At 59.7% G+C, this 17170-nt stretch carries 12 protein-coding genes; 11 read left to right on the forward strand and 1 reads right to left on the reverse strand.

Annotation, left to right across the window (positions count from 1 at the left end; genetic code table 11):
• Positions 1 to 20 precede the first annotated feature (20 nt).
• Positions 21 to 938 (reverse strand): DUF1853 family protein, encoded by a 918-nt coding sequence (locus CLH61_RS00215; protein WP_099612705.1) that lies wholly within the window; start codon positions 936 to 938, stop codon positions 21 to 23.
• Between the two features lie 217 nt (positions 939 to 1155).
• On the opposite strand from CLH61_RS00215, the gene CLH61_RS00220 reads away from it, so the two are divergent.
• The 11 genes from CLH61_RS00220 (at position 1156) to CLH61_RS00270 (ending at position 16974) form a co-directional block, all read left to right on the forward strand.
• The gene (locus CLH61_RS00220) at positions 1156 to 2040 is read left to right on the forward strand and encodes an NAD(+) kinase (protein WP_099612706.1); all 885 of its coding nucleotides are present in this window, start codon (positions 1156 to 1158) and stop codon (positions 2038 to 2040) included.
• Positions 2041 to 2042: 2 nt separating this feature from the next.
• The gene (locus tag CLH61_RS00225; protein ID WP_099612707.1) at positions 2043 to 3056 is read left to right on the forward strand and encodes a metallophosphoesterase; all 1014 of its coding nucleotides are present in this window, start codon (positions 2043 to 2045) and stop codon (positions 3054 to 3056) included.
• 3 nt (positions 3057 to 3059) lie between these two features.
• Positions 3060 to 3938 carry a rhomboid family intramembrane serine protease gene (locus CLH61_RS00230; protein ID WP_099612708.1) on the forward strand — a complete coding sequence of 293 codons (879 nt, stop codon included), beginning with the start codon at positions 3060 to 3062 and terminating at the stop codon, positions 3936 to 3938.
• A 137-nt stretch (positions 3939 to 4075) separates the two neighbouring features.
• Positions 4076 to 4336 carry a YeaC family protein gene (locus CLH61_RS00235; protein WP_099612709.1) on the forward strand — a complete coding sequence of 87 codons (261 nt, stop codon included), beginning with the start codon at positions 4076 to 4078 and terminating at the stop codon, positions 4334 to 4336.
• 8 nt (positions 4337 to 4344) lie between these two features.
• Positions 4345 to 5187 (forward strand): DUF2797 domain-containing protein, encoded by an 843-nt coding sequence (locus tag CLH61_RS00240; protein ID WP_099612710.1) that lies wholly within the window; start codon positions 4345 to 4347, stop codon positions 5185 to 5187.
• A 47-nt stretch (positions 5188 to 5234) separates the two neighbouring features.
• Positions 5235 to 7874: an aminopeptidase N gene (pepN, locus tag CLH61_RS00245; protein ID WP_099612711.1), complete on the forward strand. Its 2640-nt coding sequence runs from the start codon at positions 5235 to 5237 to the stop codon at positions 7872 to 7874.
• 135 nt (positions 7875 to 8009) lie between these two features.
• Complete coding sequence (locus tag CLH61_RS00250; RefSeq protein WP_099612712.1) at positions 8010 to 9398, forward strand: DUF1329 domain-containing protein; 1389 nt, start codon at positions 8010 to 8012, stop codon at positions 9396 to 9398.
• A gap of 141 nt (positions 9399 to 9539) precedes the next feature.
• On the forward strand, positions 9540 to 10688 hold the full coding sequence (locus CLH61_RS00255; RefSeq protein ID WP_228152483.1) for a WD40/YVTN/BNR-like repeat-containing protein: 1149 nt from the start codon (positions 9540 to 9542) through the stop codon (positions 10686 to 10688).
• A 46-nt stretch (positions 10689 to 10734) separates the two neighbouring features.
• The gene (locus CLH61_RS00260; RefSeq protein ID WP_099612714.1) at positions 10735 to 13119 is read left to right on the forward strand and encodes an efflux RND transporter permease subunit; all 2385 of its coding nucleotides are present in this window, start codon (positions 10735 to 10737) and stop codon (positions 13117 to 13119) included.
• A gap of 184 nt (positions 13120 to 13303) precedes the next feature.
• The gene (locus tag CLH61_RS00265) at positions 13304 to 14287 is read left to right on the forward strand and encodes a TAXI family TRAP transporter solute-binding subunit (RefSeq protein WP_099612715.1); all 984 of its coding nucleotides are present in this window, start codon (positions 13304 to 13306) and stop codon (positions 14285 to 14287) included.
• A gap of 83 nt (positions 14288 to 14370) precedes the next feature.
• Positions 14371 to 16974: a TRAP transporter permease gene (locus tag CLH61_RS00270; RefSeq protein WP_099612716.1), complete on the forward strand. Its 2604-nt coding sequence runs from the start codon at positions 14371 to 14373 to the stop codon at positions 16972 to 16974.
• Positions 16975 to 17170: the final 196 nt, after the last annotated feature.

A 17170-nucleotide genomic window follows, 5' to 3' on the forward strand; every position in this document is an offset into this window, starting at 1 on the left:
CATGCTGCGGGCAGCCGGGCTCAGTTTACGCTGGGTCCCGGCCAGCTGTCGGGTACGACAAAATGGCGGTTAACCTCCCGATAGTACCCATCGTAACCCCGTTCCATTCTGGCCAGCAGCACCGGCCGGTGATTGCGCTCAGCTGCCGTGAGGATCTCGCGGGTTACTCCGTGGTCAGGTATCTCCCGGGACTGAAAGGGCCCCAGCCAGTCCGGTTTGGTGAGCGCTGTCCAGCTTGCCGGCGTGGCCGCCGGCAGCTCACTGAAATAGAGCCACTGTCCCCGTTCGTGATCCTTGCTGACCCACTCGGGCAGGTCCGGTTGCGTGCGCGGTGCTACCGGATAGAACAGGTTGCCTGGCATGAACAGTCGTGGCGCTACGGTCTCGTGGATACCGGCAGCGCGGAGCATGGTCAGGGTTTCCGGGCGCTCGGTCATACGGCACTGATGGTCGAACATGCGATGGAACTTCAGGTCCAGCCGGTCCCGCGCGTTCGGGCCATACCAACGGCTGTGCGGGCCGTCATCAGGTGAGGACAGGGCAAGGCCCAGGTAATACTTGACGGCGATCTCGTGGTGCTCCACCTCGCCGCTGGCCATGTTTCGCACCACAAAATCCAGCTCTCCCAGGGTACGGCCGTCGGCAGAACGCACCGCCGTATTGTGCATTAGCACCGGCCAGTGCAGCAGATCGGTCAGCAGGAAGCGGTACAGCGCCTCAAAGTAGTGGCCAAGCCTGCGGCTTTTCACGCTGGCCAGCTGGTTCAGCAGTGGAGCCGGTGAGCGGTCGAGCAGGGCCAGCCGCGCCGGTGTGTCGCGCGGCAACACCTCGGCGGGCGCAAAGACCGGCCCCCGCGACACCAGGTTGCGGGCTCGGCACAGCCAGGCCAGGTGCCTGACCGCGGGAGTGCGCCAGTGGCGGGGTTTGACGGCTGCCATGGTGTGGGTATTTCTCCGCTGCCTGGGTTAAGCTGTGGTTATTGATGGGTGAAATGGGCGGGTTCGTTTTCAGAAAGCCACCGTAATTCGTTAAGATGCCACCTTGTGAGTCGCAAGAATACATTATGGAGCGGGGTTGGGCGCACCACTCCCTTTTACCCCGGGCCCAGTTACCCCGGACCCAGTTACCCCGGACCCAGTTACCACAGGAATTTTCATGGACCAGTTCAGGAACATTGGCGTGATCGGCCGAATGGGCAGTGTGAAGGTGGTGGAATCCCTTCGCCAGCTCAAGCGCTATCTCATCGATAACAATTATCACGTCATCATCGAGGAAGAAACCGCCACCATGCTGCCGGGCCATGGCCTGCAGGTTGCCAGCAAGAAACTGCTGGGCGAGATATGCGACCTGGTGATTGTGGTCGGCGGTGACGGCAGCCTGCTGGGGGCGGCCCGTGAGCTGGCCAAGTCCAAAACACCGTTGCTGGGCGTCAACCGTGGGCGGCTCGGCTTCCTGACCGATATTTCTCCGGCGGATCTGGAGGAGCGGCTGAGCAAGGTGCTGGAAGGTGAGTACATCGAGGAGACCCGCTTTCTGCTGGACGGCAACGTGGAGCGTGACGGACAGCCGCTGGCTTTCGGTACTGCGCTCAACGATGTCGTGCTGCACCCTGGCAAATCCACCCGGATGATCGGCTTCGACCTGTTTATTGACGGTCACTTTGTCTACAGCCAGCGTTCCGATGGCCTGATTGTGGCCACACCCACCGGCTCAACCGCCTACTCGCTGTCGGCAGGGGGGCCGATCATGCATCCCAAGCTGGACGCGGTGGTGCTGGTCCCGATGTTTCCCCATACCCTGAGCAGTCGCCCCATCGTGGTGGACGGCAAGAGCGAAATCAAACTGGTGATCGGGGACACCAACGAAACCTATCCGCAGATCAGTTTTGACGGACAGATGAACGTGGCTTGTGCCCCGGGTGACATTATCCGGATCACCAAAAAGCCATTCAAAATCCGTCTGATCCATCCGACTGACCATAATTTTTACGCCACATGCCGGGACAAGCTGGGCTGGGCCAGTGAAATAGCAGCGAGTTGAGCATGTCAGGAACAACCAGAGCCGCAAGCCGCGGTTTCGACATCATCGGCGACATTCACGGGTGCGCCAATACCCTGGCCCATCTGCTTGAGCAAATGGGGTATCGCAAGATCAACGGGGTTTACCAGCACCGTCGACGGCAGGCCATTTTTATCGGGGATATCATCGATCGTGGTCCCCGTATCCGCGAGGCCCTGCACCTGGTGCGGGACATGGTGGAGCATGGCTCTGCCCGGATGGTCATGGGCAACCACGAATACAATGCCCTGGGTTACTGCACGCGCGCCCGCCCCGGCAGCGGCAAGAAGTGGCTGAGGGAACATAATGCCCGTCACGACCGGCTGATCCGCGAGACCCTCGAGCAGTTCGAGCATTATCCCCATGAGTGGAATGATTTCCTGGAGTGGTTCTATACAGTGCCGCTGTTCATCGAGGAAGCGAACTTCCGGGTGGTACATGCCTGCTGGGACGGAGATCTGATCAGCAAGTTCAAACAGTCCCAGGGCGGCGCCTGCATTGACGAGGACTTCCTGCACGCATCTGCGGCCCTCGAGTCGTTCGCCGGGCAGGTGATGGATACGCTGCTGCGGGGTACCGATCTGCGACTGCCCGAGGGCATGGCCATCACCGGTCGTGACGGCTATGTCCGGCAGTTTTTCCGCACCAAGTTCTGGGCAGACGAGCCACGGACCTATGCCGATGTGGTGTTCCAGCCCGATCCGCTGCCGGCGGAAGTTGCCCGCAGGCCACTTGAGCCTCATGAGCGGGCCCAGCTGATCAGCTATCCGCTGAGCGAGCCGCCGGTTTTTGTCGGACATTACTGGATGGAAGGTAAGCCGGCACCGATCACCCCCAATGTGGCCTGTATCGACTACAGTGCGGTGAAATACGGCAAGCTGGTAGCCTATCGGATGGACGACGAGCGCGAACTATCCCGCGACAAATTTGTCTGGGTAGACGTTGACCGCCCCGAGCAGGCTGGCGGCCCGAATACCGAAGACAGCGTCGCGAGGTAATCTGTGTACCGGGTCAAGCAGATCGATACCACCATCAACCTGGCGGGCTTCAGTCACTGGCTGCGTGACCAGGGGGTTGGGCACCGGATTACCGAAGAAAGCGGGTTTCAGGTCCTGTGGCTGGATAGTCCGGAATATACGGATGCGGTTCTGGCGGCATTAGAGCAATATCTGAACGACCCGCAAGTCCAGCAGGCTGTGGACGAGGTTAACGAGTCCCCGGTCTACGTCAGTGGCCGCTGGCAACCGGCACCTCGCCATGCCCCGTTGGTGCTGGGCATTCTGCTGGTGGCGGTGGTGCTGGCCTGGCTGACCGCGCTCGGTCGAAGTCCGCTGGCGGCGGCGCTGATGTTCGTTGACCCCCAGGTGTTTGGCTGGCAGACCTTTGCAGAGCGCCTGGATGCCCTGGAGCAGACCCTGGCCGCCGGTCAGCTGTGGCGGCTGATTACGCCGGATTTCCTGCACTTCAGCTGGACCCATATCATCTTCAACGGGGTGATGCTGTGGTTTCTGGGCAGTCAGGTCGAGTGGTTTGACGGCCGCGCCCGCCTGGTGACCCTGTTCCTGGTCACCAGCCTGCTGTCTAACGGCCTGCAATACCTGGTTTCCGGCCCGCTGTTTGGCGGTTTGTCCGGTGTGGTGTACGGGATTCTGGGATACTGCTGGCTCAGCCAGCGTCGCCTGCCACGGTTCCAGTTTCCTCCGGCGCTGGTGACGTTTGCGGTGGTCTGGATGGTGATCGGCTTTACGCCGCTGACCGAATGGCTGGGACTCGGCCGGATGGCCAACGAGGCGCACCTGGGCGGCTTCCTGGCGGGATTGCTGCTTGGGGCATTACTGCCCGCAAAAAAAAGACCCCGCCGGGCGGCGGGGCATAAATGAGCGTATAGCTCCTGATGAGAGAGACCAAATGCAAACGACCGTTTTCATTTGGTGAGGCAATGATAATCATTATCATTTGAGTGTGTCAACCTCCGTCTGAACTATTTTATTTTGACGGTTTATTCCGGGAGAACGTAATGACCTACGAAGAACTGATCCAGCGTCTGGACCCCGCGGTGTACCAGAGCCTGCGCCAGGCCGTTGCCCTGGGCAAATGGCCGGATGGCCGCCAGGTGACCGAGGAACAGCGGGCAATCTGCATGGAAGCCGTCATCTACTACGAAAACCTGCACCAGATTCCTGAGGAAGAGCGGGTGGGCTATATCGGACGGCGCAAGTCCTGTGGATCCGACGAGGACAAGGGCAGTGACGGTCCTGTTGTCCAGACCTGGGGTTGAGGTGACTTTTGACTGCTGTAATTGACGTATCCGGCCGGCTCTGCAAGATGCCGGCATCCGCGGCAGAGCCGGTGGACTATACCCTGAAGGTAGGTGATACCCGGATCCCCCTGAATGACCTGATCGGTCATCCGCTGCGGCTGGATTACGACGGTGTGATCCGTTGTATCCATTGCGATCGCACCACCAAAAAAAGTTTCAATCAGGGTTACTGTTTTCCCTGCTTTCGCAAACTGGCAGCCTGTGACAGCTGCATCATGAGCCCGGAAAAATGCCATTACCATCTGGGCACCTGCCGTGAGCCCGAGTGGGGCGAAACCCACTGCATGACGGAGCATGTGGTCTATCTCGCCAATTCCTCGGGCCTGAAGGTGGGCATTACCCGGGCATCCCAGGTGCCGACCCGCTGGATTGACCAAGGTGCCGTTGAGGCGATCCCGATGTTGCGGGTGGCCACCCGGCAACTGGCCGGACTGGTTGAAGTTGCCTGCAAGCAACACGTGGCGGACCGCACCAATTGGCGGGCAATGCTGAAAGGCGACGTTCCAGAGCTGGACCTGCCCGCGGAGCGCAGCCGGTTGCTCGGACTGATCGCCGGTGAGCTGGCGGACCTGCGGGCGGAGCACGGTGCCGACGCTTTGCGTGAAGTGAGGGAAGAGGCACTGAGTCTCAGTTATCCCGTCGAGGTCTGGCCCGCCAAGATCAAAACCCATAATCTGGACAAGGAACCGTCGGTGGAGGGGGTCTTGCAGGGCGTCAAGGGACAGTACCTGATCCTCGACACCGGCGTTATCAACATCCGCAAGTTCACGGCCTACCAGGTTCGCCTGCAGGTCTTCGCCAGAGCCTGACCGGCCCGGCAGCACAGCCCGATCATCCCGTTTTCTGGAGAGGTTTAATGCGTACCAATCAGCCGCAGACTGTTTATCTCAGCGAGTACCGTGTCCCGGCCTACCTGGTGGACCATGTGGATCTGCGCTTTGAGCTGTTTGAGGAGGGGGCCAGGGTTCACAGTACCCTGGCCGTGCGGCGTAATCCGGAATCCGAGGATACCAGCGGGCGCCTCGAACTGGATGGTGACAGCCTGGTACTCGAAGGCCTGCAGCTGGATGGCCGGGACCTGGAGCCCGGGCAGTACGAGAATCAGGGTGACCGTCTGGTCATCCCCGAAGTCCCGGAGCAGTTCGGTCTGACTGTGGTGACCTGGATTGAGCCCCAGAACAACACCCGCCTGGAGGGGCTCTACAAGTCTTCCGGTATGTTCTGCACCCAGTGCGAGGCGGAGGGCTTCCGCTGCATCACGTTCTTCCCGGATCGCCCGGATGTGATGGCGCGCTTCCGCACCCGGATCGAGGCGGACAGGGCAGGCTACCCGGTACTGTTATCCAACGGTAACGACGTTGAGCGTGGCGACCTGGAAGGTGGCCGTCATTTCGTGACCTGGGAGGACCCGTTCCCGAAACCCTGTTACCTGTTTGCCCTGGTGGCTGGTGATCTGGTCGAGAAACGGGACAGCTTCCGCACCTGCACGGGACGTGAGATCGACCTGCGGATGTACGTCGAGCCGCGCAATGCAGACAAGTGTGACCACGCCATGGATTCCCTCAAGCGTTCCATGCGCTGGGACGAAGACATCTACGGCCGCGAGTACGACCTGGATATTTTCATGATCGTTGCGGTGGACGACTTCAATATGGGGGCGATGGAGAACAAGGGTCTCAACATTTTCAATTCGTCCTGCGTGCTGGCCAGCCAGGACACCGCGACCGACGCCACGTTCCAGCGCATCGAGGCAATCGTGGCTCACGAATACTTCCACAACTGGTCCGGCAACCGGGTGACCTGCCGCGACTGGTTCCAGTTGAGCCTGAAAGAAGGTTTCACGGTATTCCGGGATTCCCGGTTCTCGGCGGACATGGGCTCCACTACTGTGAAGCGCATTGAGGATGTGACCTTGTTGCGCACCGCTCAGTTCGCGGAAGACGGAGGGCCCATGGCGCATCCGGTGCGGCCGTCGTCCTACATGGAAATTTCCAACTTCTACACCCTGACCATCTATGAGAAGGGTGCTGAAGTGGTGCGGATGATCCACACCCTGCTGGGCCCGGACCTGTTCCGCAAGGGCAGTGATCTGTATTTTGAGCGCCACGATGGCCAGGCCGTCACCACCGATGATTTCGTAAAGGCGATGGAAGACGCTTCGGGTCGCGACCTGACCCGCTTCCGTCGCTGGTATGAGCAGGCCGGTACGCCGGTGGTGACGGTGCGTGATGAGTACGATGAAGCACGCCAGGTGTATCGTCTCGATATCCATCAGACTGTCCCGGACACCCCGGGCCAGACCGGCAAGCAGCCCCAGCACATTCCCTTTGCACTTGGCCTGCTGGGTGCCGATGGCCAGCCGTTGGCGCTCAAGCTGGTCGGAGACGATGCCCCGCCAGCGGAGCAACGGGTGCTGGAGCTGACCGAGGCCAGTCACAGTTTTGAGTTCGAGGGTGTTGCCGCGCGCCCGGTACCGTCGTTGCTGCGGGATTTCTCCGCTCCGGTGCGAGTGGACTATCCCTGGACCAGGGAACAGCTGCTGTTTCTGATGAGCCACGATCCGGATGGCTTCAACCGCTGGGATGCCGGCCAGCGGCTGGCCGTGGATGTGATCGAATCGCTGGTGGATGCCGGTGAGGATGCGGAGATTGAACCGAGGCTGGTCTCTGCCTACCGTCATTTGCTGACGGATGAAGGCCTTGACCAGGCGCTGGTCGCCAAGATGCTGCAGTTGCCCTCCGAGGCCTACCTGATCGAGCTGGCTGCGGCGCCGCGGGTCCAGCAGATTTACCGTGCCCGCACCCGGGTAATGAACCACCTGGCGGCAGCCCTGCGTGAGGAACTGCTGGCCTGCTATCACCGCAACAATGGCGGTGCGGAATATCGCCTGACGTCCGACGATATCGCCCGCAGAACCCTGCGCAACACCGCCCTCGGCTGGTTGCTGGAAATCGGCGATGCCGAAGGCCGCGTACTGGCGCTGCGCCAGTTCCGTGAAGCGGACAACATGACCGACCGGCTGGGTGCCTTGCGTGCGCTGGTGAACTCTGACTATCACGAAGACCGCGAGCAGGTGCTGGATGCCTTCTATCAGCGCTGGCAGGACGATCCCCAGGTAGTGGAACTCTGGTTCTCGGTACAGTCCGGCAGTACCCGGGGTAGCCTGGAGCAGGTGCGGGCGTTGATGGAACATGCCGCCTTCGATTGGAAGAACCCCAACAAGGTTCGCTCGGTCATCGGGGTATTTGCCGGCCAGAACCTGGCGGCTTTCCATGCCGAAGACGGTTCCGGCTACCGGTTCCTTGCCGAACAGGTCCGTCATCTGGATGCCAGCAATCCGCAGATCGCTGCCCGGCTGGTGACGCCACTGACCCGCTGGCGCAAGTTCGCCAGTGTCCATGGCGAGCAGATGAAAGCCGCCCTGGAAACCATCCGGGATCGGGAAGGCCTGTCCAAGGATGTGTATGAAGTAGTTCACAAGAGCCTCGCCGGCTGAGCCGGCGGGGACAAAATCGCACTTTCGGTCGATGCACGTTGGCCGTCGATCCGCTAATCTTCAGACTGTAGGGTATTCCATGACACCATAATAAAAGCCACACCAAAGGCTTTCAGACACTCCGGGAATAAGACAATGAAAAAAAACAAGAGTTTGCTTCTGGGTGGCCTGCTGGCGCTCTCGGTATCTGCTGCTCCATCATTTGCCGCCGTCCCGGCCAGTGAAGCAGCACGACTGGGCCAGGACCTGACCCCTTTCGGGTCGGTCAAGGCCGGTAACGCGGCAGGAACCATTCCACCCTGGACCGGGGGCCTCACCAAGGCTCCGGCGGGATACAAGGGCACCGGTCAGCACCATATCAATCCGTTCCCCGATGACAAGGCGTTGTTCACCATCACCTCCGGCAATGCCAGCCAGTACGACAAAAACCTCAGCGATGGCGTCCGGGCACTGCTGGAAACCTATCCGGCTTCCTTCCGGATTCCGGTGTACCTTTCCCGTCGTACCCATGCAGTGCCGGACTGGGTAGCAGAGAATACCCGCAAGAATGCCGTCAATGCCGAAATCGTCGGCGAGGCTGAAGGTCTGGACGGCGCCTACGGCGGCTACCCGTTCCCGATCCTGCACGGCAATGATGAACAGAAAGCCTGGCAGGTCATGTGGAATCACCTCACGCGCTGGCGCGGAGTGAACGTGACCCGCCGGTCCAGTGAGGTTGCGGTACAGGCCAACGGTGACTATTCCCTGGTGACGTCCCAGCAGGAAGCCTTCTTCAATTTCTACAATCCGGAAGGCAAGGAAAAAGATCTCGATAACGTGATCTTTTACTATCTGTCGTTCACCCAGTCTCCACCCCGCCTGGCCGGTGGTGCGATCCTGATTCACGAAACCCTGAACCAGATCATCAACCCGCGTAACGGCTGGGGCTACAACGCCGGCCAGCGCCGGGTACGCCGGGCTCCGAACCTCGGTTACGACTCTCCGATTGCCGCCGCAGACAACCTGCGTACCGCCGATGACACCGATATCTTCAACGGTGCCATGGACCGGTATAACTGGAACTATAAAGGCCTGCAGGAAATGTACATCCCCTACAACAACTACCGTATCGGGGAGAAGGGCACGAAATATTCCGAGATCCTGGGGGTCTCCCATCTCAACCCTGACCTGACCCGCTGGGAGCTGCACCGGGTACACGTGGTCGAGGCGAAGCTGAAGAAAGGTGAACGCCACATCTACGGCAAGCGTGTGTTCTATGTCGATGCCGACAGCTGGAACACCGTTCTGGTGGATCAGTATGACGGTCGTGGCGAACTCTGGCGGGTCAGCATGGGGCTGCCGAAGAACTATTACGAGCTCCCCGGAGTGTGGACTGTACTGGATGTTTATCATGACCTTCAGGCGCGCCGTTACCATGTGCTTGGGCTGGATACCGAGGAACCGGGTACCCGTTCCTTCTCCGATGAGGTGCCCAGCAAGCGTTACTTCTCTCCGGCTTCTCTGCGCCGCAGAAGTGTTCGTTAAGCACTGGCGGGTCAGCAGTCCTGATCATCGGTAATCCAGCCAGGCAAGGAGCCTGCGACCGCAAGGTTGCCGGCTCCTTGTGGCCTGGTGTGGACGCGGAATCTCCTGAAATCGATCACTACAACACAATAGGCAATCTGAATGGCTACATGGAAGATGCGCGAAACCCTGGGGGCAGCCTGTCTTGGTTTTTCCATGGCACTGTCGGCTCCGGCGGCTTTTGCGCTCGCAGATATCATTGAAACTCCCGCCAGAAAAACTGACCTGGCACCGCAAAGCCTGCTTAACGATGCTGATCGCGCCGGCGAGCGCGTGGTGGCCGTGGGCGAGCGCGGGCATATCATCTATTCCGACGATGAGGGTCAGACCTGGAAGCAGGCTAGCGTTCCGGTTGCGGTGACCCTCACGGCAGTGGATTTCAGCACCGACCGTGACGGCTGGGCGGTCGGTCACAGTGGCGTCATTCTTCACAGCAGTGATGCCGGCGCCAGCTGGGAGTTGCAGCTGACGGGAATTCAGGCGGCAGAGCTGGCCATCGAGAGCAAGGAAACCCGGATCGGGGAGATGGAAGTTCAGATCGAGGAGGCCCCGGAAGATCAGAAAGAAGACCTGGAATGGGCACTGGATGACCTGATTTTCTCGGTCGAGAACATGAAGGCCGATCTCAAGATCGGACCGGTCAACCCGTTGCTGGATGTCTGGTTCGAAGACGCTGAACACGGTTTCGCGGTTGGTGCCTACGGTATGTTCCTGCGCACCCTGGACGGCGGTGCAAGTTGGCAGGACTGGGCGCCCAACCTGGACAACCCCAGCGGTTATCACCTCAACGGCATTGCCCGCATCACCGGTGATGCCCTGGTTGTTGTCGGTGAGGCCGGTCAGATCCACAGCTCCGTTGACGGCGGCGAGACCTGGGAGCTGCGGGACAGCCCCTACACCGGTTCGCTATTCGGAGTGACCGGCACCGGCCAGGTCAACGAGGTGCTGGCCTTTGGTCTGCGTGGCAACGTCCTGCGCTCCACCGATATCGGGCGCAGCTGGGTGACCGTTGCCAATGATAATGGCGCCACTCTGAACGGTTCGGCCGTTGCCAGTGACGGGCGTATTTCCCTGGTCGGTAACGGTGGTGTGGTGCTGATGAGTACCGACGCCGGGCAGACCTTCAGCGAGCATGTGCGGAGCGACCGCGAAGGCATCATGGATGCGGTGCCGATCTCCGGGAACCGGCTGCTGCTGCTGGGTGAGGGGGGCGTCAAGCTCACCGATGCCCGTGGCCGTAATCCACAATAACGCCCTGATGCGGCACGACAAGAACGAAGACTAGAGGGGCAATTGAATGTCGAACCCGAAGCACGACAAGGGCGAACATTACCTGACGACACCGAAGGCCGAGCCTTTCCTGGAGCGGCTCATCTTCAACAACCGGGTGGTTATCCTGGTTGCGTTTCTCATCCTTACGCTGTTTCTCGGCTACAACGCCGTCAAGATTCAGCCGGATGCCAGTTTCGAGCGGATGATACCGCTGGAGCATCCGTACATCATCAACATGCTGGAGCACCGGGACGACCTGGAAAACCTCGGTAACTTTGTGCGAATCGCGGTGGAGTCCAGGGAAGGCGATATCTTTACCCAGGAGTACATGGAAACCCTCAAGGAAATCACCGATGAGGTGTTCTACCTGAACGGGGTCGACCGCTCCGGACTGAAGTCACTGTGGACTTCGAACGTGCGCTGGGTCGAAGTGACTGAACAGGGCTTCCAGGGCGGTACCGTGATCCCTGACGGCTATGACGGTTCCCGCGAGAGCCTGGAAGCACTGCGTCAGAACGTGCTGCGCTCCAATGAGGTAGGGCGGCTGATTTCGGATAATTTCCGCTCGACCATCGTTTACGCACCGCTTTACGAGAAAAATCCGGAAACCGGTGAACCGCTGGATTACGCCGACTTCTCCCGTCAGCTGGAAGAAAAAATCCGCGACAAGTACGAAGGCCAGAATCCGAACATTGATATCCACATCGTCGGGTTCGCCAAGAAAGTGGGCGACCTGATCGAAGGTATCGGCTCCATTGCGTACTTTGCCGGTATTACCATCCTGCTGACTACGCTGCTGCTGTTCTGGTACAGCCGCTGCATCGCCGGCACCCTGGTACCGGTGTTTTCCTCCATCATCGCGGTATTCTGGCAGCTGGGGGCCCTGCGCCTGCTGGGCTACGGTCTTGACCCTTACTCGGTGCTGGTGCCGTTCCTGGTATTTGCCATTGGTATCAGCCATGGGGTGCAGGTGGTCAACGCGATGGCGATGGAAGCCTCCAAAGGCTTTGATCCGATTACAGCAGCCCGCCTGGCGTTCCGTGCGCTCTACATTCCGGGCATGCTGGCGTTGATTTCTGATGCCTTCGGCTTCCTGACCCTGCTGTTCATCGAGATTGATGTGATCAAGGACCTGGCGGTTGCCGCGGGCCTTGGGGTGGCGATTGTCATTATCACCAACCTGGTCCTGCATCCGCTGATCATGTCCTACATCGGCATTACCGCCGGTGGCGTACGTCACGTCCAGAATCGCGGCGAAAAGCAGGATCGCAAGTGGCGCCTGTTGTCCAATTTCGCCCATCCGGCGGTGGCACCGGTTTCCCTGCTGATTGCCGTGATCGGTCTGGGCGCTGGCCTGTATTTCAAGCAGGACCTCAAGGTGGGTGACCTGGACCAGGGTGCGCCGGAACTGCGGGCGGACTCCCGTTACAACAAGGACAACGCCTACATCATTGATAACTACTCCACCAGTGCCGATGTGCTCGTGGTGATGGTGAAGACGCCGCCGGAAATGTGTACCCAGTACAACGTCCTGCGGGCGATGGACAAGCTGCAGTGGGAGTTGCAGAACACCCCGGGTGTGCAATCCTCGGTCTCGCTGGCGGACGTCTCCAAGATCGTCACCAAGGCGCTCAACGAGGGTAACTGGAAGTGGTTCGAGATCAGCCGCAACCAGACCATCATCAATGCGTCGATTCGTGAGGCGCCGGCCGGTCTGATCAATACCAACTGCAGCCTGACTCCGGTTCTGGTCTTCCTTGAGGACCACAAGGCGGAAACCCTGGAGACTGCCGTGAGTGCGGTGGAGGCCTTTGCGGCCGACAACAGCAGCGAAGAGCACACGTTCCTGCTGGCCGCCGGTAATGCCGGGGTGGAAGCGGCCACTAACGAGGTCATCTCCAGCGCCAAGGACATGATGCTGATCTTCGTTTACGGTGTGGTGAGCTTGCTGTGTTTTCTGACCTTCCGCTCAATCCGTGCGGTTATCTGTATTGTGGTGCCGCTGGGCCTGACCTCCGTGCTGTGTGAGGCGATCATGGCGGTGTCCGGCATCGGTATCAAGGTTGCAACCCTGCCGGTGATTGCCCTCGGTGTCGGAATCGGGGTGGACTACGGCATCTACATTTACAGCAAGCTGGAGAAATACCTGCTGGAAGGCAAGACGCTGCAGGAGGCTTACTTCGAAACCCTGCGTTCCACCGGTAAGGCGGTTATCTTTACCGGCGTGACACTGGGCCTCGGCGTGGTGACCTGGATCTTCTCTCCCATCAAGTTCCAGGCTGACATGGGCTTCCTGTTGTTCTTCATGTTCCTCTGGAACATGGTGGGAGCCATCTGGCTGCTGCCGGCACTGGCGCGCTTCCTGTTGCGCCCGGATCGTATGCTGGCCAAGGCGCGGGCGAGCAAATAAGCCCTTCGCCAACCCTCAAAAAAGCCCGGTTTCCGGGCTTTTTTGTTTTATCCTCAAATGGTTAGACTCCTAACGCAAACTTTATTTCGGCCCAAAACTGGTCTATGTTCTTCTAGGTAGCAGAAATTTGTCCGTACAGATCTGCGGGCATTTGAAGACAACGACCAAAAAAAAGGAAAAGCTCATGGCATTTCGAAACAAATTTTCTGCATTGGCGCTGACCGCTGCGGTTGGACTTGGTGTTTCCTCTCTGTCTGTGACAGCCCAGGAGCAGCGGTTCGTGACCATCGGTACCGGTGGCGTTACCGGTGTCTATTACCCGGCCGGCGGTGCGATTTGCCGATTGGTGAACATGGATCGCAAAGAGCATGGGATTCGTTGTTCGGTGGAAAGTACCGGTGGCTCTGTCTACAACCTGAATGCGATTCGCCAGGGCGAGCTTGACCTGGCCGTCGCCCAGTCTGACTGGCAGTTCCATGCCTACAACGGCTCCAGTGATTTCGAGAAGGACGGTAAGAACGAGAAGCTGCGTGCGGTTTTCTCCATGCACCCGGAACCGTTTACCGTCGTGGCCAGCAAGGCGTCCGGTATCAAGAACTTTGAAGACCTTGCCGGCAAGCGGGTTTCGGTGGGTAATCCCGGCTCCGGCCAGCGCGCCACCGCAGAAGTGCTCATGCAGGAAATGGGCTGGGGGCTGGACAAGTTCTCCCTCGCGGCAGAGCTGAAAGCTGCCGAGCAGTCCCAGGCGCTGTGTGACGGCAACATCGATGCCTTCTTCTACACCGTGGGCCACCCCTCCGGTGCGATCAAGGAAGCCACCACGTCCTGTGACAGCGTGATCGTCAACGTCGATAACGATGCCACCAAGAAGCTGATTGCTGACCATCCGTACTACCGTAAGGCCATCATCCCGGGTGGCATGTACCGGGGTAACGACAACGACGTCGCGACCTTCGGTGTGGCAGCGACTTTCGTGACCTCTTCGGATGTTCCGGAAGACGTCGTCTATGAAGTTACCAAGGCTGTATTCGAGAACTTCGACAGCTTCAAGCGCCTGCATCCGGCCTTCGGTAACCTGAAGAAGGAAGAAATGGTGAAGGATGCCCTGAGTGCGCCGTTGCACGCAGGTGCCGCCAAGTACTACAAGGAAGCTGGCCTGATCGACTGATCGCGGCTTCCCTCCCGTCCGCCGGCGGGGCCTCGCCTCGCCGGTGTTCCCTTCACTATGTGCTCCTTTGACAGGATGTAGCTATGGCAAACAGCGACCCCCGAACCGGGGACTCTGTGGATAAAGGGCAGATTGAAGCGGTGCTTCAGACTGAAACCGGGGGCAGGGCGCTGACAGGTCCCGCTGCGGTTATCCTCTTTATCATTCCCCTGGTGTGGTCACTCTTCCAGCTCTGGATAGCCTCTCCGCTGCCCTATATTCTGGAAATCGGTATTTTCAATTCGACCGAGGCACGGTCGATCCATCTTGCTTTCGCCACCTTCCTGGCATTTTCTGCGTTCCCGATGATCAAGGGACGGCATGCCAACAAGGTTCCGGTCTATGACTGGGTGTTGGCGCTGGCGGCGGCGTTTGCGTCGTCCTACCTCTTTGTGTTCTATGACCAGTTATCCACCCGTCCGGGCGCCCCGATTACCCAGGACCTGATTGTTGCCCTTGGTGGCCTGGTACTGCTGCTGGAGGCGACCCGCAGGGCGCTCGGCCTGCCGCTGGCCATCGTGGCGGCCGTGTTCATCATCTATTCCGTGTTCGGGCCCTACATGCCGGATGTGATTTCCCACAAGGGGGTCAGTCTCAACAAACTGGCATCTCACCAGTGGCTGGGTACCGAAGGTGTGTTTGGTGTGGCACTGGGCGTGTCCACCAGCTTTGTGTTTCTGTTCGTGCTGTTCGGTGCGCTGCTGGAGCGGGCAGGCGCCGGTAACTATTTCATCAAGGTCGCCTTTGCCATGCTGGGCCACATGCGAGGCGGGCCTGCCAAGGCGGCGGTTGTCTCCAGTGGCCTCAGTGGCGTGATTTCCGGGTCCTCCATTGCCAACGTGGTTACCACCGGTACCTTCACCATTCCGCTGATGAAACGGGTGGGTTTCCCGGCGACCAAAGCCGGTGCAGTGGAGGTGGCCGCATCCACCAACGGTCAGCTGACCCCGCCGATTATGGGGGCCGCGGCTTTCCTGATGGTGGAGTATGTGGGGATTTCCTACCTTGAGGTGATCAAGCACGCCATCCTGCCGGCCCTGATCTCTTACGTGGCCCTGATCTACATTGTCCACCTCGAAGCCTGCAAGCTGAATATGCAGGGCATTGAGCGTCTTAACAAACCGACGCTCGCGCAGCGTATGCTGACCTGGGTGGTGTTACTTATTGGTTTGAGTGTGCTCACCCTGGCTGTCTATTACGGGATTGGCTGGATGAAGACCTGGCTTGGCGAGGCGGCAATCTGGGTACTCGGACCGCTGCTGTTGCTGGTCTATATCGCCCTGGTCGCCTATTCCGCGCGCTTCCCGGCGCTGGAAGAGGACGATCCGGACAAGGATCTCACCGAGTTGCCCGAGGTCGGCCCCACGGTCAAAACCGGCCTGTACTACTTGGTGCCTGTGGTGGTGCTGGTGTGGTGCCTGACGGTGGAGCGGTTCTCACCCCAGTTGTCGGCCTTCTGGGCCACCCTGTTCATGATTTTTATTGTCGTCACCCAGCGTCCGCTGCAGTCGTACTTCCGCAAACATGGTCGGGTACTCGAGGAGTTCCGGGCTGGTTGTGCCGATCTCGCGCACTCACTGGCTACGGGGGCTCGCAACATGGTGGGAATTGGTGTCGCCACGGCCACTGCGGGCATAGTGGTGGGCACCGTTACCCTGACCGGTATCGGCCTGGTGATGACCGAGTTTGTCGAGTTCATTTCCGGCGGCAACCTGCTGTTGATGCTGATCTTTACCGCAATCATCAGTCTGATCCTCGGCATGGGGCTGCCAACCACCGCCAACTACATCGTGGTGTCGACGCTGATGGCGCCGGTTATTGTCACCCTCGGTGCCCAGAATGGCCTGCTGGTGCCGCTGATCGCGGTCCATCTTTTTGTGTTCTATTTCGGGATCCTCGCGGATGACACGCCGCCCGTGGGTCTCGCCGCCTATGCGGCGGCGGCGATTTCGGGAGCGGACCCGATACGAACGGGTATCCAGGGCTTCACCTACGATATCCGCACCGCGATCCTGCCGTTCATGTTCATCTTCAACACCCAGTTGTTGCTGATCGGGCTGACCGGCTGGTTTGACCTGCTGATTACGGTGTTCAGCGCGGTGACGGCGATGCTGGTGTTCTCCGCTGCCACCCAGGGTTATTGGTTTACCAAAACCCGGATGTGGGAGACCGTGCTGCTGCTGCTGATCACCTTCACCATGTTCCGCCCCGGATTCTGGTGGGACATGGTGTATCCCCCCCATGAGAACCGGCCTGCGACGGAGATCTATGAGTATGTCGAGACGCTCCCGGCGGATAAGGACCTGGTGCTGAAGGCGTCGGGGATGTCCCTGGACGGCGCCGATGTTACCAAGTTCATGAAGCTGACCATTCCAGGTGGCGATTCCGCGCAGCAGCGGGTCATGGATGCCGGGCTGGAGCTGAGCCCCGGAGAGGGCGGCATCATGAATGTGGACTTTGTCGGCTTTGACAGCCCGGCGGAAAAGGCCGGCATTCAGTTCGGCTGGACGATCGATGCGGTACAGGTGGAGAACAAGCGGCCTCCGAAGGAGCTGATGTTTATTCCCGCGCTGCTTCTGCTGGGGTTGCTTGCCTATGGTCAGCTTCGCCGCAGGTCGAGGGAGGCACAGCCACACGCTGCTACCTGATCGTCCGGTGGTGGTGATAAAAGCCCGGGCCCGGTGAGGGTCCGGGCTTTTTTGCGACCGGGTAGGTAGCTTCAGGCATGGCACCGCCTCGGGCGGCCTGTTAAACTCCGCCCTCAAACGGGCCCCCGGTTTGTGTCGTGGGCGCCGTCAACATGTGATCTTTGGTACCGATCACCGCTGAGTATTGTCCAGAGGA

It is taken from the genome of Marinobacter profundi (assembly GCF_002744715.1).
In the GTDB taxonomy this organism is placed as follows: Bacteria; Pseudomonadota; Gammaproteobacteria; order Pseudomonadales; family Oleiphilaceae; genus Marinobacter; species Marinobacter profundi.

Excerpts from the sequence above, each read along its gene's own strand:
- CLH61_RS00270 (WP_099612716.1), top strand. The coding sequence starts at position 14,371 with ATGGCAAACAGCGACCCCCGAACCGGGGACTCTGTGGATAAAGGGCAG.
- CLH61_RS00220 (WP_099612706.1), top strand. The coding sequence starts at position 1,156 with ATGGACCAGTTCAGGAACATTGGCGTGATCGGCCGAATGGGCAGTGTG.
- CLH61_RS00235 (WP_099612709.1), top strand. The coding sequence starts at position 4,076 with ATGACCTACGAAGAACTGATCCAGCGTCTGGACCCCGCGGTGTACCAG.
- CLH61_RS00215 (WP_099612705.1), bottom strand. The coding sequence starts at position 938 with ATGGCAGCCGTCAAACCCCGCCACTGGCGCACTCCCGCGGTCAGGCAC.
- CLH61_RS00250 (WP_099612712.1), top strand. The coding sequence starts at position 8,010 with ATGAAAAAAAACAAGAGTTTGCTTCTGGGTGGCCTGCTGGCGCTCTCG.
- CLH61_RS00265 (WP_099612715.1), top strand. The coding sequence starts at position 13,304 with ATGGCATTTCGAAACAAATTTTCTGCATTGGCGCTGACCGCTGCGGTT.
- CLH61_RS00225 (WP_099612707.1), top strand. The coding sequence starts at position 2,043 with ATGTCAGGAACAACCAGAGCCGCAAGCCGCGGTTTCGACATCATCGGC.
- pepN (WP_099612711.1), top strand. The coding sequence starts at position 5,235 with ATGCGTACCAATCAGCCGCAGACTGTTTATCTCAGCGAGTACCGTGTC.
- CLH61_RS00255 (WP_228152483.1), top strand. The coding sequence starts at position 9,540 with ATGGCTACATGGAAGATGCGCGAAACCCTGGGGGCAGCCTGTCTTGGT.
- CLH61_RS00260 (WP_099612714.1), top strand. The coding sequence starts at position 10,735 with ATGTCGAACCCGAAGCACGACAAGGGCGAACATTACCTGACGACACCG.